The organism is Paenibacillus sp. J22FR21 (assembly GCF_056269135.1).
Map to the genome: position 1 here is coordinate 277,969 of NZ_JBWDNJ010000006.1, position 22,043 is coordinate 300,011.

Consider the following 22,043-nt stretch of genomic DNA (forward strand, 5'->3'; position numbering starts at 1 on the left):
TGACGAATTGATAACGACTGGTTATTATTTCCCTTCATATGCTTGAGAGGAGTTCTACATCTTGTATAACCTAAATGTTGACTCGCAATTAAGATACACGACTCCCCGTAAGACTTGGTTCGTCTTGTTCCTCAGCGCGCTGCTTCTGGGCAGCTGCTTCTGGTGGATTACAAGCGCCTACAGCCGCTGGCTGCATAAAGAAGTCTATCACGACGCATCCGTAGAGTTGGCTGCAAATGCCTCCTCGCTAACGCTGGCTCTTGAGCGCAGACTGCTGCTCTCAGACGGGCTTAAAGCTTTTGTGGATACCTCGCTGATGGACTCGCATAAGCTCGATGCTAACCACTTTAACAGTTTCGCCAAAAGTTTCATCGGTCCTATCCAAGGCATTCGCAATTTGTCCGTCTATCCCGGCGGCATTGCCGAATTTGTCTATCCTCTTCAAGGCAATGAGAACGTCATTGGGCTTAATCTCTTCAAACATTCCAATCCTGATATCCGCGAGAATGCGCTGCGAACCCAACATCTGAACGTCAAAACCATCTTCGGTCCATTCGAGCTTACACAAGGCGGGCTCGGGTTATTGTCCAGACAAGCGGTCTTCGTTCAACGTGAGTTCTGGGGTTTCGTCTCCATCGTACTTGATGTGCCGCCGATTCTGGAAGAGGCCGGGCTGACGCAGGTGAATAAGGGCATTGATCTGGCTGTCAAAGCGGGCAAAAACGTGATCTACGGTGACGCAAGCCTCTACGAGCGGTCTCCGCTGCTGGAGAAGGTCTATCTGGCTGAAGGAAATTGGGAGATTGCCGCACTTCCGAATAAAGCGAAGTTAAATGCTATTGATACGAAGGTACAGATTATTCAGCTGATTTTCCTCTTGGCCCTGATTCTGCTTATCTATTTAATTTATATTCAATTGACTCAGAAACATAAGCTGCAAGTGATGGTGAATGAGCGGACGAATAATTTGACGCACACCAATCAACAGCTGGAATCAACGTACGAGGAACTCATTGCTACCGAGGATGAGCTGCGCACTCAATATCGGCTGCTGGAAGGCACGGAGCGGACACTTCGCCAGATGGCTTATCGCGATACGGTAACCGGGCTTAACAACCGGATTTTCTTCCAAGAACGGCTCGAAGAAATCATCCTCATGGCCGGCAGTAAGAACCGCCGCTTCGCGCTGCTCTTCATCGATTTGGATCAATTCAAGCTCATTAACGATACGCTCGGCCATTCTTATGGCGATTTGCTGCTTAAAGAGGTCGGCGAGCGGATGACGATGCTGCTGACCAAAGGGGAATCGTTCTCGCGGATTGGCGGCGACGAATTCACGATTATTTTGCCATATCTGAAGGATCAGGCGCATCTACACCAAATGGCGCAGCAAGTTGTGAACTTGTTCCAGCAGCCTTTCGTTCTGCAAGGAATGGAGTATTATGTGACCGCAAGCATCGGTGTCACGGTCTTCCCTGAACATAGCGAGGATGCGGAGCTGCTCATGAAGTATGCGGATGCTGCGATGTACCGGGCAAAGGAAGAAGGCAAGAACAACTACCGGATCTATGACGATACGCTGAATGCAGATGTGCAGGAGAAGATTTATATCAAGAACAGCCTGCGGCGCGCGCTGGAGCACAATGAATTCGAGATTTACTACCAACCGCAGCTGGAGATTAAGACGAGGAAGATCATCGGGCTTGAGGCATTAATTCGTTGGAATCATCCGAAGCGCGGACATATTCCGCCGTCCATCTTCATCCCCATAGCGGAAGAATGCGGCTTAATTGAACCGATCGGGGAGTGGGTGCTGCGAACGGTATGCGCGCAGAGCAAGGTGTGGCAGGACGCCGGCGCCGAGCCCATTCGGGTCGCTGTTAACTTGTCCGCTCGCCAATTCAACCAGCGGAACAAGCTTACGGAGCTCATAAAGTCGATTCTGGCCGAGACCGGACTTGATCCCGCTTATCTGGAGCTGGAAATCACCGAGAACCTGGCTATGCAGGACGAGAACGCGACTATCTTACAGGAGCTGCGCAATCTCAATATTACGATTTCCATCGATGATTTCGGGACGCATTATTCGTCCCTAAGCTATCTGAAGCGACTGCCCATCGACAAAATCAAGATCGATCGCACGTTCGTAAACGGCATCTCCAAGGAACCCAAGGATGAGGCTATCATTCTGGCGATCATGCTGATGGCCAGTCATCTGGGCCTAACCATCATCGCCGAAGGCGTGGAAACGACGGACCAACTGTTCTTCCTGCAGCAGAACCACTGCCATGACATTCAAGGCTTCTTGTACTATCCGCCTCAGCAGGCAGATACGGTTCTTCGTATCCTAAACAGCCACTCACCGGATAGCCTGCTCACAGCAGAGAAGCAGTAGGAGAGTAGAAATGAAGTAGACGCTGGGATGTGGAGTGTGGGATGTAGAGTGTGGGATGTAGCGCGCGGGATGTAGAAAGAGCAGCTCTCGGCTGAGAGCTGCTCTTTTGGATGCCGCCGAAGTAGTCTCGACTGCCACTTTGGTGTCTATGCGTTCACGAACAAAACTTTAACGGTTGTCAGCGTGGCTATTTTATAAAAATTAGCCTTTTGAAAAGTCTAACGGTTGTGACAGACGTTATTTGCAGCAAATAGGTCGATTCCCAGTGGAAATCGTTCAAATAAGCTCGCTGGCAACCGTTACAGTTTAAAAAGGGGCTATATAAGTCAAATAACCACTGTCACAACCGTTAGAGTTAGAATGCGACACAGCATGCGCTCATCGCAGAAGTATAGAACATAAAGCGTTTGCTCTCGTGGCATCTGGAGGCGAACCAACCGACGTTAGATCATACTATTACTTCTCGATGCACTGGAAAAAGGAGCAGCTCTCGGCTGAGAGCTGCTCCTTTTTGTTTTGTATGGACTCGTTTGCGGTGTGTTGCTCCAGGAGCTGCTCTTTCGCTCATTTCGCCAACTTCGCTCCGATGTGCTCCATGAGCCACTCTTCCGCTCTTTTCTCCAGCTTCGCGCTGATGTGTTGCTCCACGGACCACTCTTTCGCTCATTCCACCAATTTCGTCGCTTGTGTGTTGCTCTGCGAGCTGCTCTTTCGCTCATTTCGCCAACTTCGCTCCGATTTGTTGCTCCACGGACCACTCTTTCGCTCATTCCACCAATTTCGCGCTGATGTGTTGCTCTGCGAGCTACTATTCCGCTGGCTACTGCCCTACCATGCGCGGCGGCTAGAGCATATGCGCCGGAGCAGCGGTATTCGCCAACTCCACGCGGTTGCGGCCCAGGTGCTTGGCGCGGTAGAGCGCCTCGTCCGCATCGCGGAACAGGCCGGCTGCATCCTGCGCCGTGTCCGGATATCGCGTGATGCCCATCGACAGCGTGACAGGCCTTCCGACGGGGCTGTCCGTTTCTTCCATGATGGCGCGCAGGTTCTGCGCGTAGACCATCGCCGTCCCAAGCCCCGTTTCCGGCAGAAGCACGACAAATTCTTCCCCGCCATATCTGCAGCAAATATGGTTCTCCTCGAACTGTGCTTGCATGTTGGCAGCCAGAAACCGCAATACTTCATCACCCATTTCATGGCCATACGTGTCATTGACCTGCTTAAAGTGGTCCAAATCCAGCATCATGATGACAAAAGGCATCTCCTCCGCAATCCATGTGCGGATGTAGAGATCCATCGTCCGCCGATTGTACAATCCGGTGAGCGGATCCGTCTGTGCCTCCTGCGATAAATGATCGAATCTGCTGCGGATTTGTTTGACAGCCAGCACGAATGCCCGGTGCATCGCGTTCGCTTCACGGTTCCAGGAATGAATGCGAGGGACTTCCTCTCGCACGGATTTATTGGTCAACAGCATAGAGGCGAAAGTAGAAAGCTTCGTCAGCGGCTCTGACATTTTGCCGATCAGCCAATAGATAACGAGCAGCAAGATTGCCAGAATCGGAGCCATATACAGGGCAACCTTAAGAATCGGACGCTTCGACGCCGTTAGAATGACGTCAGTCGGCGTCTGCGTGACCACGCCCCACCCGGTCTCCTTCATATAGGTGTAGCTTGCCAGCATATCGACCCCACGCGAGTTAATGATCCGTTTCACACCGCTGTGCCCAGACAGCATATCCGCAAAGATCGGATTGACAATATCGCGCTCGCCAATACGGCTCTTATCCGGATGATACAGCATAGCCCCGGATGCACTGACCACATATGCGTAAGTACCATTGCCGGACTGTCCGGCATCCCCTAGAATCGTATTCAGCAAATTGGTCTCGTGCAGACGGATTGTCCCGCCGATGTAACCCAAATATTCGCCGTCAACGCCCCACAGCGGATGGCTCACCATAATAATCAATTGATCAGCCGCACTGATATAGGGCTCCGAAATGAGCGGCTTTCGTTCCTTCAGCGCCTGTTTCGCACCATCCGTTTCGATAGTTCTGCCTTTAAGGCCTGTATCGGTTTCCGACGCAATGCTGATCACTTTACCGGTCTTGTCGACCACAACGACCGCTTTGTACATCGGGTTCGTTTGTTGAATAAGCTTCACTTGCTCGTCCAGATCAGGACGATACAGGCCGCCCTTCGCGATATGCTCGGCGTTGTACTTGAGGTTCTTCTTCATCGAAGCGAACAGCTCATTGACCGTTTCGCTGATCTTAGTCGTATACATATGATTAAGCTGGAAATTCATCGTCATCAGTGAGTTCTTCTCGTTGCGATAGCTGATCAACAGGCTGATTCCCAGTGTAATCAGTACAGATGCAACGACGAGCACGCTAACCATGGTTCGAATCGAAAATCCCTTTGCTCGGAGCATGCACATGCCCCCTTTCAAGCTGATCAGAGATAATTCGACAAAAATCGCCATAGTTCCTGCATCCCGCGCGCACTCACGAAATAAAAAACCGCTTCCTGCTATAGGCAGGAGAGCGGTCCATTCCATCCAAACTTACGTATACGCTTTCAATACCGAAGCTGAGCCTTCTCCAGCAGCTCTTCCCGCTCCCAGCTTACGAACTGATCCTCCCAAGCTACGTGGTATAAGCCTTCTCCGGCTTCCATTACCGTACCTCTCGTGCCGTCCAGCAAGAACACAACGCAATCTCCGACCTCGAACATCGTTATCACCCCAGTCTGAAAACGATTCCGTGACCACCTTTCGGATATTCCCACTTGATGTTCTGATGCGGACAGCCGATGCGGCAGCTCCCGCATTCATGGCAGCCTTCATAGCCGACATGCATGCGGATCTCCTCCCATTTGTACACCTCTGCCGGACAGAATATCGTACAGATTTTGTCCGGACAGCTCGACATGCACACCTCGGCATCGAGTACGGTCAAATGCGACTTCGTATCGGCATTGAACCGTAAGAGGTACTGCTTCTCCTCGATGGACTGCCCTTTCGCCAGATCGCTCATTTCACTTCATCACCTTCCAGGCCCGGTACATATCCCGCGCGATTTTCACCTTCTCTTTCGCCGTGCCGATATCCCGCCATATCTTCTTCTGTTTCTCCCGCTTGGAGGTGCCGTCTACGGTGAACATTTGGCTGGCCGCACGGTTCATCATCGGAATGTACTGCTCGAAGAATTGCGGAAACTTGTCAAAATGATGCGTGGAGTCTTTGTATTTCTTCAAATCCTTCCCAACGAAGCTGCCCATCAGCGCCAACTTGTAATGTTCGAGAAAGGCTTCCGAGAAATCCTCGGCTTCTTTGGCCAGCACGACCGTCTCCGCGGCCAGACGTCCTGACGTCATCGCCATATTGGAGCCCTCGCGGTGAATCGCGTTAACGAGCTGCGCCGCGTCGCCAACGACGAGCACGCCATTGCCGACCACCTTCGGCATGGAGTGGTAGCCACCCTCGGGAATGAGATGGGCGAGATATTCCTGCGGCTCTGCGCCTTGCACAAACGGACGGATCATGGGGTGATTCTTGACATAGTCGAGTAAGTGATGAGGCTTTAGCTTATGCTTGATCATGCCCGAAAGTAACGTGCCCACGCCAAGGCTGAGTGTATCTTTATTCGTGTAGAGGAACCCTGTACCGAGAATGCCCTTCGTGGCATCCCCGAACAGCTCAATCGTGCAGCCCTGTCCTTCCTCCAGGTTAAAGCGGTCCTCGATGACCTTCTTATCCAGCTTCAAAATCTCCATCGTCGCAAGCGCCACTTCATCCGGTCTAAACTCTTTGTGGAAGCCTAGCGACTTGGCGAGCAGCGAATTCACGCCATCGGCGAGCACGACAACGTCAGCATAGAGCTGGCCGTCCGGGCGGTCAGTCTGAACGCCTACGACTTTGCCGTTCTCAACAATGCAGGAGAGGACGACCGTCTCATTGATGAGCAGCGCCCCTTGCTCCACCGCTTTGCTCGCGAACCACTGGTCAAACTTGGCCCGCAGTACGGTGAAATTGTTATAGGGTTCCCGTGCCCATTCCAGCCCTTTATAACCGAACGTCGTAGCCGATTCTTTATCCATCATCATGAAGCGCTGCTCTACGATGGGCCGCTCTACCGGCGCTTCCTTATAGAATTCCGGAATGATATCCTCCATCATCTGCCGATACAGCACGCCGCCCATGACGTTCTTCGAGCCGGGATACTCCCCCCTCTCAATCAGCAGCACCTTCACGCCTGCCTTCGCCAGCTCGTAAGCGCAGGCAATTCCGGCAGGCCCTGCGCCTACGACGATACAATCAAACTTCTCAGGCATAGTTACTCTCCTTCCCAAGCGCAAGCTTGAACTGCTCGATCAGCAGCGGCACAATTTCGAAGGCATCACCTACGATGCCGTAGTGACAGGATTGGAAGATCAGCGCGCCGGGATCTTTATTAATCGCAATAATGAGTCCGGAATTCTGCATGCCCACAATATGTTGGATCGCCCCGGAAATTCCGATGGCAAAATAAATCTTAGGCGTCACCGTCACACCGGTCTGCCCGACCTGATGATGATGGCCAACCCAGCCGGCTTCGACGACATCCCGGCTCGCACCTACGGCAGCTCCGATAACGTCCGCGAACTCGTGGATGAGCTGGAATCCGGCCGGGCTGCCGAGCCCCTTGCCGCCGGCGACGATAATATCCGCTTCGTCGATCCGTACCGTCTGCACGGTATTGCGCACGATTTCGAGCACCTTCGTCCGGACATCGTCCTCGTGAAGCTCGATGGACTCCTCAATAACCGTACCCTCTCGAGTCGTGTCCCGCGGTAGCGCCCGTACCACCTTCGGTCTTACCGTGGCCATTTGCGGCCGGTATTTCTTGCATAGAATCGTCGCCATGATGTTGCCGCCGAAGGCGGGACGGCTTGCGAGAAGAAGACCTGTGTCCTCTTCCACGTCCAGCTGCGTAGTATCGGCGGTAAGGCCTGTCGGGAGGTCTGTGGCAACAGCGCTTGCCAAGTCCTTACCCGTCGACGTTGCGCCGTAGAGGATAATCTCGGGCTTGTATTTCTCCGTACAGGCGAGGAGCGCCTGCATGTACGTTTCGGTACGGTAATGCTTGAAAATCGGCGCGTCGTAGACATAAACTTGATCCGCGCCGTAATAGATGGCTTCCTGTGCAAGCGCGCTCACCCCATCGCCAATAATAACGCCGGCCAGCTCGGTTTTGCGTTTATCCGCCAACTGCCTGCCAGCGCCAAGCAACTCCCGCGCAACGGGTACAATTGCACCGTCCTTGATCTCCATGAACACCCAGATGCCGCGGTAATCCTCGAAGCTCATGACGATTCCCCCCTCGCTTGGAACAGTTCCTTCTTCTCCAGCAGCACGGTCAGCAGCTGGCTGACTTGCTCTCTTGCCGCGCCATCCAGCATCTGTCCGCCCTGCGGCTTCTGCGGAGCCCACACCGACGATACGATCGTCGGCGAGCCTTTAAGACCAAGCTGCGCCTTATCCACATCCTCCAGCTCATTAACGGACCAAATGTACGGGTTGTATCTGGCTGCTCGCAGCATGTTCGGCATCGTGGAGTAAGGGACCTCGTTAATGTCCTTCTCAACAGAGAACAGACAAGGCAGCGTCGAGGAGATCACCTCGTAGCCGTCCTCCAGCTTCCGGTGGAGAATCGCGATGCCTTTCTCCTTGTCGATCTCGACGATCTTCTTCACCGAGGTCAGCGGCGGAATGTCGAGCCGCCGCGCGATGCCCGGTCCCACTTGGCCGGTATCGCCGTCGATTGTCATTTTGCCGCAGATGATCAGGTCAATCGGCTTTTCCTTGGCGATTTTGTTAAGCGCTTTCGTTAAGGCATAACTCGTGGCCAGCGTGTCCGCTCCGGCGAAAGCACGGTCGGAAATCATATACCCCTCATCTGCGCCGATCTCGATGCATTTGCGAATCGCTTTGACAGCCGGCGGCGGACCCATGGTGAGCACCGAGACCGTTCCCCCGTAACGCTGCTTCAGTCGAACCGCTTCTTCAACCGCATGCGCGTCATAGGGATTCAGAATCGCCGGCGCGCTGGCACGATCCATCGTGTTGGTTTTGGGGTTCATCTTGATGATTTTCGTATCCGGCACTTGCTTAATGCAGGCGACAATATGAAGCATCCCTTCAGCACCTCTCGTCTAAATACTAAAATATATAAGAGACAGCCCCAGAAAATGCCTGTCACGGCGGAAAGGCTTGAACATTATTGTTCAAGCCTTTCAAACACCCACGCACGCCAATCCAATCCCACATAAACTATGATGTGCATGAATTTCATTGCGGCCTTCTCCCGGAGGTCTCTTTTTTTGTGCGATAATCCCTAAGCGCCACGATAACTTCTTGTAATCTTCGAAAGGATTACTTTGGCGCATAGATGGATTTGATGTGCCGCATATTCAAAAATGTGCTGCTTCCACGCGCTTCGATGAATTCGATGATGCCGCCGCTCACCTTCTTGATGACGCCTAATTTTGCGGATTGTCCGCCAAGATTGATAACGACCATGTTGCCTTCTTCTTCTTTGCACCGTTCCTCGAAGCTTCTGGATAGAGCGGGCGGCAGCGGCTTCATCGAAAGCGTATCCGCACTTCGGGCGTATGGGAGATGAGAAGTCGGATAAGGAATAATCCATTTCAAGTGATGCAGTGAAACATAAACCGCGTTATAGATTGGCGAACAGATCACGAGATAGTCGTCCATAATGCCTTGCAAGAAGCCATGCATCGGTTTACTGCCGCTGACGCTAATTTCGACGAACATGCCTTTCGCTTCCTGAAGCACAGCCAGTAGAGTGATGGAAGCCGTCTGCAGCATCGCACTCGGATCTCCTATTTGATCATCAACGTTACCGGTTGAAGTGTCCGGATTCAGATTGTGCACGTGGATGGTCGGAATATACATATACCGTTCTTGATGGTAGAGGACCATAACATCCGGACCGACATCGACTAATTTACCCGCTAACTGCTGTTTACCCGTCACCTCCACCGTTATTTTCTCCGCAAGAAAAGGAATCAAATGATTCAAGCCAGTCCCTCCTTTACATTCATATTTCACTTGGCTTGTCTGGTCAAAAAATCCAGCTTACCCAGTACGTTAACAGGACAAGCGTGAACAGCACTGTTATCGGAATAACGAGGACCGTTATCTTCATATACTCGGTCCACTTGAGTTTCACACCGCCTTTCCTGATGATATGCATCCACATGATGGTCGCCAGTGTACCAATCGGCAGCAGAAGCGAACCGATATCACTGCCAATAACACTTGCCAGATAAGAAACTTTGAGCGTAAGCGGGTCCAGACCCATATTCGTTAAAGTGAGCGTCCCGACCATTAATGCCGGATGGTTGTTAAACAAGTTGGACATGATGCTCAGCAGCACGCCCATCAACACGCTTGCGTGCAATAAGCTGCCGGAGACCAGCGGCTGTAAATAATCAATTAACCACTCCGTTAATCCGATATTGCGCAGTCCATAGATGATGACGTACATCCCAAAGGCAAAGATCAAGATATACCACGGCGTTTTCTTCAACATATCGACAGGCGGTACTTTGAGATAAATCCAGCGCCATGTGAGCAGGAAGGCTGACCCGATGACGGCCATTAACGCGACGGGAAAATGGACATACGAAGCAACGAACAGGCTGATACGCACGCAGAAGACGAAGATAAGCACATTGCGCATAAACTTGCTGCTGCGGTTAAGGTTCTCCTTAGGTGCTTTCCCCTTGAGAGGATGGCCACCCGGCGTTAATTTCCACGGCTCGATCTCAGGCAGTTTCTTCGGAAGCGTACGGTAGAAGATCGCAAACAAGAGAAGCGCCATGAACACCAGTCCAATAAATGCCGGCACGAACATCATCGCCGTTTGCATGTAGAGGTCCATATGAACAATTTTGAGTGCGATCAGATTGACGATGTTGCTTACACCGATGGGAGCGCTGGAGGCCGTTGCGATCAGAGCGCCGGAGAGGAGATACGGTATTTTCTGATGGTTTTTGAGCCCCATGCTCTTAAGCAGCATAAGCAGAATCGGTGTTGTAATCAGAATACTGCCGTCATTGTTGACGAAGAGCGTCATGAGAAAACAGAACAGGTTGGTGAGCCAGAATAGACGGACGCCCGAGCCCCGTGCCTTGCGGGTTAAGATTTCAGCGGCCCAATTGAAGAACCCGAAGCTCTCGAGCACAATCGCCATGACGATCGTCGCTATGATGGTAATAGCGGCGCCATAGATCGTTTCTGTGATGCTTCCTAAATCTCCAAGCGACACCGTACCGGTAAGCAAAACAATTACCGCTCCAACTGTGGCTGGTATCGCTTCATTCACATTCGGACGCCAAAACATAAAGCCGACGGTTAGGAAGAACGTACAAACTGTAATGATTGCCATTATGTCGTGCATGTTTTTTTACCTCTCTTCAAAGAATCGTTTCTCTAGTCTTTCATTCTCCTTTCAAGCCGAATAAGAACTCATTCTTCGCCCTGCTGTTTTCATAGATTCCTCCTCTGCACGCCCCTAACTGCAGCTATGTACTGTATATATATGTACAAGGCAGATGGCTCGTACTGGACAATACCCCCGAATCTATGAAAACCATCTCCTATCAACACTTGATAGATATCTCTGAATGGCAAATGCCGGGATTAGATATTTGCCTATCGCCTATCGCTGTTGATGGAAAAAATGACAAAAAACCACCGCCATATGAAATGGCGATGGTTCTTATTTCTTGACTGATAAGCTTGGCTATTCCAATCTTCGAAACTTTGGAAAATGTATCGTAACCGCGGTAAATACGCCTTCCTCCGAAGCGATCGACACCCCGTGCCCGAGTTTAGCAGCCAGCTGCTTAACCAGATAAAGCCCCATCCCTGTCGACTTCGTATGCGTGCGCCCATTAGAGCCCGTGAACCCTTTATCGAACACGCGGTGCACTTCCTCCGGACGAATGCCGATACCGGTATCGCGAATGACAAGCCGCCTCTCTCTGCTGTCTTCCTCATAGAAAGTCGCGACTTCACCGCCTTCTTCCGTATATTGCAGCGCATTAGCCATAATCTGATCGATCATGAACGTCAGCCACTTGCTGTCGCTGGCGACGAACATGTCATCGCTTAGCGCGAGCAGAATCCGGATGCGTTTCGTAATGAAGAGCTTCGCGTATTTCTTCACGCTCCCTTTTACGACTGCTGAAATGCCGATTTCGTTTATAAAATAATCCTTGGAGAACGAGTCAATCCGCGAATAGTACAGTGCTTGCTCGACGTAGCTGTCAATTTTGCTGATCTCATCCTCCAGCTTGTCGACTAACTCATCGACGGGCTTATCGTCGCTGCCCGACAGCAGCAGCTTGCTTGCCGTTATGGGCAGCTTCACCTCGTGAATCCAGGACATCACGAAATCCTGATGATCCTTCATCTCCAGCTGTACCTGCTGAAGACGCTTGACGTAGGTCTCCTGCTGGCCGCGGAGAAGCGCGAAATACAACGCCTGGGCCTCGTTCTGCGGATCCGGCAGCGCCTCGAACCGTTCCAGCTCGCCGCTATGGAGCAGCTCCGACAGTTCCTTATAGAAGGAACGCCGATAGTAATAGCCTGCCACCACATAGATAATGGCGAACACCAGGCAGCTTCCATCGATGTAAGCCACGTCACTCCAGCCGTTGCCGCCGACAATCAGCATGATGGTCACAAACAGCAGCACAACTGCAAACCAGCTTACATAATACCGCTTGTCCTTCAAATAAGAGAGAAAGGTCATTCGATCATATACCCCTGCCCTTTGCGCGTCGAGATGAAGTCTTCACGGCCGAGTTCAGCCAGTTTCTTGCGCAGCCTCACGATGTTAACGGTCAGCGTATTGTCGTCAACGAAGCTCTCGTCCTCCCACAGACTTCGCATCAGCTTCGTCCGGCTGACGATGGATCCTTTCTGCCGCATCAGCAGGCTCATAATGACGAATTCCGTCTTCGTCAGCTCTGCCTTCCGCTCGCCTTGATAGAGGGCTCCATCCTTCAAATTGAGAAGAATACCTTCATGCTCGATGGCGCTCGTTTGTGCGTCCATGTAAGTATACGTTCGGCGCAGCAGCGCATTAATCTTAGCAATGAGCACATCGGGGTGAAACGGCTTCTGAATAAAATCATCCCCGCCCATATTCATGGACATAATCATATCCATAGGGGTATTGCGAGAGGAAATGAAGAGGATAGGCACCTTCGACACTGCGCGGATTTCGCTGCACCAGTAGAAGCCGTCGAAGACCGGCAAATTAATATCGAGCAGCACCAGATGCGGCTCCTCGCGGGCAAACCGCCCCATGACGTCTTGGAAATCGACGATGGCCGCTGTCTCGAACCCCCACTTGTTCAGCGACTCGCCGATCATCTCCCGTATAGTCGCGTCATCCTCGACGATCATGATTTTCAAGCGCAGCCCTCGCTTCCTGCAATGGTTTCTTCCTTCATGTTACCTTCGGCCCGAATAGGAAGCAACCAACCTGACAAATCTGTAAGGTTATCGCGGAAGCTGTAAGCTTGAGCTAGGGTTGATTCCTGTACAATGGAGCTATACCCGGTGCGAATGAGCGCCTAATGGAGAGGACAACTGACGATGAAGACTATATTGCAAGCAACCGCCGTGCGCAAAGTATACGGCGCTAAGGGAAATCTATATACCGCACTGCAGGACATCGACCTCACTGTGCAGGAGGGGGAGTTCGTCGGCATCATGGGCCCGTCCGGGTCAGGCAAGACGACGCTGCTGAACCTGCTGGCGACGATTGATCAGCCGACGGCCGGCGATATTATCATTGACGGCCAGAGCATGCTGCGCATGAAAGAGGAGCAGCTATCAGCATTCAGACGCAGTAAACTCGGCTTTATTTTTCAAGATTTCAATTTGCTCGATACGCTGACGGTGAAGGAGAATATTATATTGCCGCTTGCACTATCTAAGGCGAAAGCCGCAGATATGGAGCGACGTGCAGAGGAGGTCGCCGCCACCTTCGGAATAGGGGCTATCCTCGATAAGTATCCCTATCACATCTCCGGTGGTCAGAAGCAGCGGACGGCTGCCGCCCGCGCGATGATCGCCCGCCCGAGCCTGCTGCTCGCGGACGAGCCGACCGGCTCGCTTGATTCCAAAGCAGCCGCCGACCTGCTGGACAGCTTGCGGGGATTGAATGAGCAAGATCGCGCCACCATTCTCATGGTCACGCATGATGCGTTTGCCGCGAGCTACTGCAAACGGGTTATTTTTATCAAGGATGGGACGTTGTTTACCGAATTGGTGCGGGGATCGATGCCGCGCAGTCAATTCTTCAAGAAAGTGCTCGATGTGCTGGCCGTGCTTGGAGGTGGCGCCGGTGACCTTGTTTAGCTTGGTTAAGAAGAATCTGATCGGCAACGCGCGCAGCTATCTGCTCTATTTCGTCTCGCTCGTGCTGAGCGTCATGATCTACTTCACCTTCGTTTCGTTAATGTACAGCCGTGAAATCAAGGCCACCATGGAGCTTGCGGACAGCATTCGCAACGTTTTCTTCGGTGCTTCCATCGTGCTCATTCTATTCGTTGCCGTGTTTATCTGGTTTTCAAATGGCTTCTTCACGAGACGGCGGAAAAAGGAAGTCGGTCTCTACTCGCTGCTCGGCATTCGCAAAAGAACCATCGGCCTGCTTCTCTTCTATGAAAATCTACTGATGGGCGCATTGGCGCTTGGGGCAGGAGTGCTGCTCGGCACGCTGCTTTCCAAAATGTTCGCGATGATCTTCCTGAAGCTGTTGGATTCCGCGGTAGAGGTCAGTTTCCGTTTCTCCGGCGCTGCCATCGTCAATACGTTCATCGTGTTCATGGCGCTCATCTTGCTGGTGTCGGTACGGGCTTACCGCCTGGTGTATCGGTTCCAGCTCGCGCAGCTCTTCCAAGCGGACAAAGAAGGCGAGCATGCTCCGCGCACTTCGCTGGTCGCGGCCCTTGCGGCCGCAGCGCTGCTTGCAGGCAGCTATTGGATCGTGTTTCAACCGATGACGACCACTTCACAGATGGGCCGGAACGGCTTACTGTTCTTGATTGGACTGATTGCAGGCACGTATCTGCTGTTTCGCTCTGGCATTATGAAGCTGCTACAGCTTGCGCAGCGGAACAAATCCAACTACTATGCCGGGATGAACCTCGTTGCCATCTCGCAGCTCGCATACCGCATGAAGGGCAATACCCGCACGCTGACCATGATCGCGCTGCTGAGTGCGATGGCGCTAAGCGCCGTCAGTACGGGATGTATTATGTATACCGATAATGGACGGGCAGCCAAGGAGGCTGCGCCGTTCAGCTACAGCTGGGTGAGCCGCAGCGAGCTTGACGCGAAGGCTGCCGCTCTTATCGAGGCGGATAAATCGCATCCGGTTACGGCGCAGGCGCAAATTCCCGTCCTGCGTGCAGTAGGTGACGTATCGAAGCTTGTCTATATTCCTTCCGCCTTTCCCGCTGCTGAAATGCCGATGAAAGTGATGTCGGCCAGTGCATACACGGACGCCGTCCGTGCGCTCGGAGAACGCAGTCAGCTTGGTGAGTTGCAGCGCGGTGAGGCCGCGATCATTCGGCCGCGTTATACGTCCGATCTCTCGTCTGCCGATTTCATCGGCCGCACGATCGATTGGCGCGGCAAGGATGCGGCGGCTGTCGCTCCACGGACGGAGGTTCACGTAACGCAGCTCCTGGAGGAGCATGTACTGCGCTGGGGTTATCCCGACCTTGCGCTGGTCGTAAGCGACGAGACGTTCGCCGCGATGTCGAAGACTTCGTCTCTGATTACGTATATGGCTTACAACGTCGAGAATGAACGCAAGACAGGAGCGACGGCCAAAACGCTGCTTGCGATGGCGAAAGAAGATGATGAAATGTCGCCGTTCTACACCCCTTACCGCGAAGGACTCGAGAATGGCGGTCTTAATTTGTTCATTCTCGGCTTCCTCGGGCTCGTGTTCCTTGCGGCGACCGGAAGCATCATCTACTTTAAGCAGCTGGCCGAAGCACATGCCGACCGCGAGCGCTATGCGGTGCTGCGCAAGATAGGCGTCAGCCGGCAAGAGATCCGCCGGGCGATCGCGAAGCAGACGCAGTTCATCTTCGCGCTGCCGCTTCTTGTCGGCATCGCCCACAGCGCCATGATCCTGAAGGTGCTCGACAATGTGAATCTGATTGCCGGTAGTTGGAGCATTGCTTTGGCCATGATCGCTTATGTGATCATTTATGCCGTGTACTACGGCATTACCGTCGCATCCGTGAATCGGATCGTTAATGGAGCTGCGGCATAATGCCGCATGTGAGTACAACAAAAATAGGACTGAGCAGGTTCATCCCTGCCCAGTCCTATTTGTTTACTTCGTGAAGCCCACGTATTGCAGCCAACGTTTCAATACAACCGCTGCTTCCGCGCGCGTTGCATTCGCTTTTGGTGCAAATGCACCTTTATTATTGCCTTGCAGAATGTCTGCGCCTGCAGCTTGCGCTACAGCATCCTGAGCCCAGCCTGCAATGCTGCCTTTGTCTGTGAAGGAAAGCGACGTTGCAGCGGATGATTTACCCGCGAACTTAAGCGCGCCAGCCAGCATGACCGCCATCTCTTCGCGCGTAATCGTTGCGTTCGGAGCAAAGCTGTCCTTGCTGCGTCCGGAAACGATGCCCGCTTCTACTACGGCATGAACGGCACTTGCGTACCATTTGTCAGCCGGCACGTCTGCAAATGCAGTTGCCGTATCGGCCATTTCAAGACCAAGTGCCCTTGCCAGCATAGCGGCAAATTCCGCACGTGTTACGGTGCTGCTTGGCGAGAATGTGTTTGTGGAAGTGCCTTTAACAAGCAGCGCCGAAGCGAGCAGCTCGATTTCTTTCTTCGCCCAATGCGTGGTCACATCGGCAAATGTTTTTGGCGATACTTCAACGATTCCGTAGAAGCTTGCATGAGGAGCCTTAATGACGGCTTCTACTGTGCCGTTGTTGTTCTTCACCGTCGCCGGGATGAACGACAACTCGCCAGTAACCGGATCAATGAGGACAGCCATAAACTGCTTGCTGCCACCTTGATCTTCTACAACGATCGTTCTTGTTACGTAAGTGCTGCCGAAGTTTGTGATCTCTTCGGATTTACCGCCTGCGCTTGCAGTCACGGTAAAGTTAACGACACCGACAACATTCATGTTGTTCGCTTTCGCGCTGTCTGCGATTTGCTGCTCTTGCTCCTTCGACGGAGCCGTCATCTCGATGGAAATCGTCATGCCACTTAAATCGGATCCAAGCGATTTCGCAAGACCCTTATAGTCCACTGTGCTAATCGGCAGATTGAAGCTTCCTTTATCGGTATCCACGACGATAACCGCGTTCGGATTCGACTCTACCGCATCAGCAAGCACACTTGCCGGCAATTTGAAATCGATGTTGTCAGCCGCTTGATCGAGATGGATTACGATCGTTTGTTTCGATGCATCAGTGCCTTTAAATGATTCGAACGCCTTCGTAAGATCCTCGGAATTCGGCTTAACCGTTACAACGGTTTTACCGTCCGACGTTGTGCCTGTTTTCACGTCATTAGCATCCGGAGTAAGAATAACCCCGTTATCCCCATCGGTTACAGGGTTATCCGGCAGCGTCGGTACGCTAGGGCCTCCAGGAACAAACGCCGATGCCGTTGTCACCGATACGATATTGGATTCACCCGCGCTCGGTCCTCCGGATACAACAATCCTGAATGTATATGCCGTGCCCGCCGTTAGGCCTTTTACCGTCGCCGTTGCAGCATCGGATGCAAGCCATTCGGTCGTTTCGGATTTGGTCCATGTTGCCCCGTCATCAGTCGATTGTTCGATAGCCAGCTCCCAAGCTTCCGATACAGCGGTCCATTCGAACTGAGCTTCTGTTTCGGTAACGGCTTTATTCGTGAAATCGGTGATCGGTGTCGCTATGGTCGTCACATCCACGATGTTGGACACGCCGGCATTCCGACCGCCCGTAACAACGATTCTGAATTTGTAGGCGGTACCTGCCTTCAGGTCCTGTACCTTCGCATTCGAAGCGTTTAGAGCAAGCGGTGCAGTCGTCTTCGCTGCTTTCCAAGTTACTCCATCGTCACTCGACTGGTCGATCGAAATCGCATTCGCTCCAGCCACAGCTGTCCATTCGAATTCGGCCTCATGCTCGTTAAACGATTTATTCGTGAGGTCGCTGATCGCTTCAGTAGCTGCCAGCTCATCGACGAAGTCCTGCAAGCCTTTGCCATCGATCGTCTCTTGCGGCGTTCCCGGCGCTTCCGAATCCACTTCCAGGAAGTTCTTGTCGATAAACGCCAGATCCTCTCCGTCAACGAGTCCATCCTGGTTCAAATCTTCCGCCGGGAAGTTCGTATCGGACCGCTTGTAAGCTTGTGCGGCTACCAGCTGCGCATCCAGAATATCGATCATATGATCGCCGTTTACATCACCTGCAAGGTTGAGCGCTTGAGCTAACATAGCATTTTCACCGACATGTTCATCGAACATCGTTTTACCGATTTTCATAGAGACTTGCCCATTTAAATGCCCCAGAACTTTAATGGTGAATTCCGTCTCGTTCTCGCTGAGCGGGAGATTATCAAACACGACCTTGCCATTTCGCTCAATAGTCGCTTCATACGTAGTGCCGTCTACGTTCGCAGTCACTTTAGCACCTATTTTGCTATAGTCCTTGGAATAATCCAGGTTGCCATAATCACCGTCGAAAATCATGAGAGCTTCAGGCCACAATGACCCTTCTACATTGGAATGCTTAGCTGCCACTTTGTAGCTGTCGACTTGATTGAACAGAGGAATTTGCACAACGGCTTCCTCTCCTGCTTTCGTATAGAAAAATTTCTCGATGTTCTGTTCGATATTCATCTTATCAAGACCGGTATACAACCTGTCATCAATCAATTTGAACGTCACATCAACGAATGGCATGTCTCCGTCAAATCCGGCGAAGTTATCGCCGACTACGGAGGCACCGACGTTCACGATGTTCTTGGACGACCAAACCGGGTCTTCATGAATGACCGCTTCATCCAGTTTGACGGTTACGCCTGCTTCGTCTGCTTTTGCCTGGAATGCATCGTTCACTTTCACATCTACGAATTCAAGTTCTCTGTAGTAGCTCACATCGTATGTGCCTGCGATCAAATCTTCAACATTATTCAGGTTTAGCGTCATAGTGACTTCATCGTTCAAAGCCAATTTGTCCTTATCATACTCTGGAACGACATAAGGCGAACCTGCTTTGATGAATCCGTAATGCTGGAAATCCGCGACCAAATAACCGTTCGTCGCCAAATCGATTGGGAATAATGCCAGCGTAAGCGGCTTGTCTTCTTTTGTTTTCGGATCAATCAAATCTTCGCGCGTGATGCCGAACTTCACGTCACCATTGTCCTCGACTTTGAACTCACCGTCCGGGAAGATATTCTGGTTCTGATAATAGAACAGACGGTTTGCGGCTTGCGTGATGCCAAGCGGCGCCAGCTTTTCCGTCCCTTCGTCGAACAGATTGGCATGAATCCAAATGGCATTGTGGCTGGTGCCTTGCAACTCCTCAGTCGTAAACATAGAATCTTCGACCTCATACACGCCCGGTGCATAATCATTAAACGTGAGGGTTGGACGTTTATTATCGATAATAAACAGGGACTCTTTCGTATAAATATGACCCTCTGCATCCTTCGCAATTAGACGAAGCTTGTATTCGCCTTCCTTCAATAGCTCAAACTGCTTCGAAATCTGATTGTCCGCTGGGTCGCCGATATACGGGAGTATAGACTCGCCCACTTGAAGCCAAAGCTCTTCATCCACCGGAGCATCCGTTGCATCACGAGGTTGTGGAGCATAGCTTCCGATCGGATTTCCGTCTTTGTCCGTCACTACGCTTTCCACGGAGACCATCGGACTATTCAGCTTAAACATCATATATTTCATGCTGTCTTGGAAAGGATGAGCAACTGATGGATACTCCGACATGAACGCCGGATTAAGCAGGTACATATAATCAATACCCGGCTCCACAACACGAATCGCAAAAGGAACCTGATACTTCTCATTCCCATTATCTGCGTTGGTAAGGTGGACATAGCCTTCGTATCTGCCGTTTGCCGCAGTCTGCGGAACGACAACCGTTACCGGCAACGTTACGGATGCGCCTGCCGGAACTTTAACGGAATCGACGCCACCCACATCAACCGTAACGTTGTTGTCGGCCGCGCTCACGCTGCCACCTGCGAAGAACTCAGCAGCAAACGTAAATGTTTTATCGATTGCGCTATGATTCGCGATGGTCATATTTCTGCTTTCGCCAATGTCCGTGAACTTCGCGTGATTGCCGTAGGAAATCGAACCCGTAGGGTTGTCGATTGTCACCGGCATTCCATTCTGATCAAGCGTCTGGACTTTGTTCAGTACCGTGATGGACACATCCGCATTCACGGCTTCCTTCACATCGACTTCGCCTGCGCCGACTTGATAGACGGAGTAGTCGCCGTTCAGGTCATCCGCCGTATTCATTAGCGCTGCTCTGACATCGAAAGGTGTATACTCGGGATGCTGCTGCAAAATCAGAGCGATAATACCCGCTACATGAGGCGTTGCCATCGATGTGCCGGAGATTCGCGAATAAGCATGCGAGTAGTCAATGCCTTCTTCCTTGCTGTGAATATACTCCGGGTAAGTGGAATAGACATTCACGCCTGGTCCAACGACATCCGGTTTGATATCATAGCTGCCATTAACCGGGCCTACTCCGCTGAAACCAGCTAAATGGCCGCCTTCTGTAACGGTGCTTCCCATGGCGCTGAACGATACTTTCGGAGCTGCCATTCCTTTCAAGGCTTCACCATTTGCTAGGGTGGTTCCGAAAGTTGGGATTAAGCCGGAACCATCGCCAACAAAAGGAATATCGCCAGCTACGTTATTCGACATGATCGCAGCAATAGCGCCAGCTTTCGCTGCATTCTCGACTTTGGTTTGAAGAGGAAGCGTTCCGCGCTGAATGAAAGCAACTTTACCCGCAAGGTCCTTGCCTTCGAAGTCGGCCGTATCCGCTAATCCTACATCAACAACTTCGAAAGGTTGTTCTGTGTTCAACAAACCTTCCATTGAGGAATAGTTGTATGCAATAACATGCATCTCTTCCAGAGAAATCGAACCCGAAGCATCCGACACACTGCCCGACATGGTCTTCAGCGCAATCGCAAAATCGCTTGCACCAACTGTGATGCCTAGCGGCGATGTACCTGGTGAAGTTACCGTCTTCTCATCCGGTCCCGCATTCCCTGCCGCTACCGCGCATGCTACGCCAAGCAGCGTAGCGTTATTGATCGAGACGGCCTCAGCCATGAGCGGGTCATTAACCATAACCCCAAGAGAAAGATTTATGACATCCATGCCGTCTTGAACGGCTTTATCTATCCCCGCCATAATTTGACTCTCCGTGCCGCTGCCGTAAGGGCCCAATACGCGGTATACGTACAAGTCCGCCTCAGGCGCTACGCCCAGTGTCGGAGCGTCGGTTGCGCTGTTCTCGGCGCGGCCAACGATTGTTCCCGATACGTGCGTGCCGTGAGACGTGTAGTAGGTTCCGCTTCCCTGATCCTCCGGTTGACCGGATGCTTGCCAATCCTTATACGTGGTTTCCATCGGGTCTGCATCGTTATCGATGGCGTCCCAGCCTTTAATTGTAGACGGATCGATCGTCTTTGGATCCACGCCCTCTTGCGCGCGATAGCCTTTGTAGGCATGCATCAAATCCGGATGGTTATAGTCGATCCCCGTGTCGAGAACGCCAACTTTAATCCCTTGGCCTTTAATGTCCTGCGCATGCAAGTCATTAATGCCAGCCAGCGGAATCGAGTTATCGGTGGACGGCGCATCGGATTGCTGGACGGCTTCTGCACCGGTCAGCAGCTCCATCTCTTTCGGATCCAGCTGTACGACACTGTCCTTATAAATCGTTTTAACTACGCCGGAACGAAGCAGGCTTTCGATATCTTTGCCCGGTAAAGTCATGGCAACGCCGTTAAAAGCATGGTGATATTCTCTGGTAATTGCTACTTCTTCAGCTCCATAGGTAGTCGGGCCTTGCTGCGCCTCTTTCTTCTCTACCAACTGCTGCACATAGCTTTTGAACGTCGCATGGTCGTCTTCGGCTTCCTCTAACGCTTTATTAGGGGAAATGTTCACCCCTTTGGACGATTGTTTGAGCACTTCCACCTGCGCTGGCGCCTGCTTAAATTCCACGATGACGGAGACGGAAGCCGAGCTCTTAAGGTCAAGCTCAGGCGAAATGACAGGACGCTTGAACTCCAGCTGTTTCAATGCGCTCTTTTGTGCCGGTGAGAGATTGTAGTTGGAAGGACTAACGTCCTGAAGCGGATTCGCTGCAAACACATTATAGGGAAGGGCAAGCGATAATAGCATACTGCCGACGATAACTTTCGAAACAAGCTTATTTCTTCTGTTCTTGTGCATACCGACTCTCCTTCAAGTAGAAAAAATAATAGGCTAGAGCAACTCTATTATGTAAATCTACT

14 protein-coding genes are annotated in these 22,043 nt (G+C 51.9%); 3 read left to right on the plus strand and 11 right to left on the minus strand.

Translation table 11 applies throughout. The annotated features are described in order from the left end of the window. The first annotated feature begins 61 nt into the window (after positions 1–61). Positions 62–2,395, plus strand: a complete 2,334-nt coding sequence (locus AC0YNS_RS22190; protein WP_475783139.1) for a bifunctional diguanylate cyclase/phosphodiesterase — start codon at positions 62–64, stop codon at positions 2,393–2,395. 844 nt (positions 2,396–3,239) lie between these two features. Here AC0YNS_RS22190 and AC0YNS_RS22195 read toward each other — a convergent pair. The 10 genes from AC0YNS_RS22195 to AC0YNS_RS22240 form a co-directional block, all read right to left on the minus strand. Then, entirely contained in the window at positions 3,240–4,832 is a 1,593-nt protein-coding gene (locus AC0YNS_RS22195; RefSeq protein ID WP_475783140.1) for a sensor domain-containing diguanylate cyclase, read from the minus strand. 146 nt (positions 4,833–4,978) lie between these two features. Further along, entirely contained in the window at positions 4,979–5,134 is a 156-nt protein-coding gene (locus AC0YNS_RS22200) for a hypothetical protein (protein ID WP_475783141.1), read from the minus strand. Positions 5,135–5,139: 5 nt separating this feature from the next. After that, a complete protein-coding gene (locus tag AC0YNS_RS22205; protein ID WP_090980218.1) occupies positions 5,140–5,436 on the minus strand; it encodes a ferredoxin family protein in 297 nt (98 codons plus the stop codon). Between the two features lies 1 nt (position 5,437). Then, positions 5,438–6,733, minus strand: a complete 1,296-nt coding sequence (locus AC0YNS_RS22210; protein ID WP_475783142.1) for an FAD-dependent oxidoreductase — start codon at positions 6,731–6,733, stop codon at positions 5,438–5,440. Beyond that, positions 6,726–7,748: an electron transfer flavoprotein subunit alpha/FixB family protein gene (locus AC0YNS_RS22215; RefSeq protein ID WP_475783143.1), complete on the minus strand. Its 1,023-nt coding sequence runs from the start codon at positions 7,746–7,748 to the stop codon at positions 6,726–6,728. The genes AC0YNS_RS22210 and AC0YNS_RS22215 overlap by 8 nt, the downstream gene beginning before the upstream one ends. Then, entirely contained in the window at positions 7,745–8,575 is an 831-nt protein-coding gene (locus AC0YNS_RS22220) for an electron transfer flavoprotein subunit beta/FixA family protein (protein ID WP_475783144.1), read from the minus strand. The genes AC0YNS_RS22215 and AC0YNS_RS22220 overlap by 4 nt, the downstream gene beginning before the upstream one ends. Before the next feature lie 238 nt (positions 8,576–8,813). Beyond that, positions 8,814–9,482, minus strand: coding sequence for a hypothetical protein (locus AC0YNS_RS22225; protein ID WP_475783145.1), 669 nt, complete (start codon positions 9,480–9,482; stop codon positions 8,814–8,816). A 43-nt stretch (positions 9,483–9,525) separates the two neighbouring features. Continuing rightward, complete coding sequence (locus tag AC0YNS_RS22230; protein WP_475783146.1) at positions 9,526–10,866, minus strand: arsenic transporter; 1,341 nt, start codon at positions 10,864–10,866, stop codon at positions 9,526–9,528. 345 nt (positions 10,867–11,211) lie between these two features. After that, entirely contained in the window at positions 11,212–12,225 is a 1,014-nt protein-coding gene (locus tag AC0YNS_RS22235) for a sensor histidine kinase (RefSeq protein WP_475783147.1), read from the minus strand. Next, complete coding sequence (locus AC0YNS_RS22240) at positions 12,222–12,893, minus strand: response regulator (protein ID WP_475783148.1); 672 nt, start codon at positions 12,891–12,893, stop codon at positions 12,222–12,224. The genes AC0YNS_RS22235 and AC0YNS_RS22240 overlap by 4 nt, the downstream gene beginning before the upstream one ends. Positions 12,894–13,076: 183 nt before the next feature. Between AC0YNS_RS22240 and AC0YNS_RS22245 the strand changes: the two genes are divergently transcribed. Both AC0YNS_RS22245 and AC0YNS_RS22250 read left to right on the plus strand, forming a co-directional pair. Continuing rightward, positions 13,077–13,844, plus strand: a complete 768-nt coding sequence (locus AC0YNS_RS22245; RefSeq protein ID WP_475783149.1) for an ABC transporter ATP-binding protein — start codon at positions 13,077–13,079, stop codon at positions 13,842–13,844. After that, positions 13,831–15,777, plus strand: a complete 1,947-nt coding sequence (locus AC0YNS_RS22250; protein ID WP_475783150.1) for an FtsX-like permease family protein — start codon at positions 13,831–13,833, stop codon at positions 15,775–15,777. Before AC0YNS_RS22245 ends, AC0YNS_RS22250 begins: the two co-directional genes overlap by 14 nt. A 63-nt stretch (positions 15,778–15,840) precedes the next feature. On the opposite strand, the gene AC0YNS_RS22255 is transcribed toward AC0YNS_RS22250, so the two are convergent. Next, a complete protein-coding gene (locus AC0YNS_RS22255) occupies positions 15,841–21,981 on the minus strand; it encodes a S8 family serine peptidase (protein ID WP_475783151.1) in 6,141 nt (2,046 codons plus the stop codon). Positions 21,982–22,043: the final 62 nt, after the last annotated feature.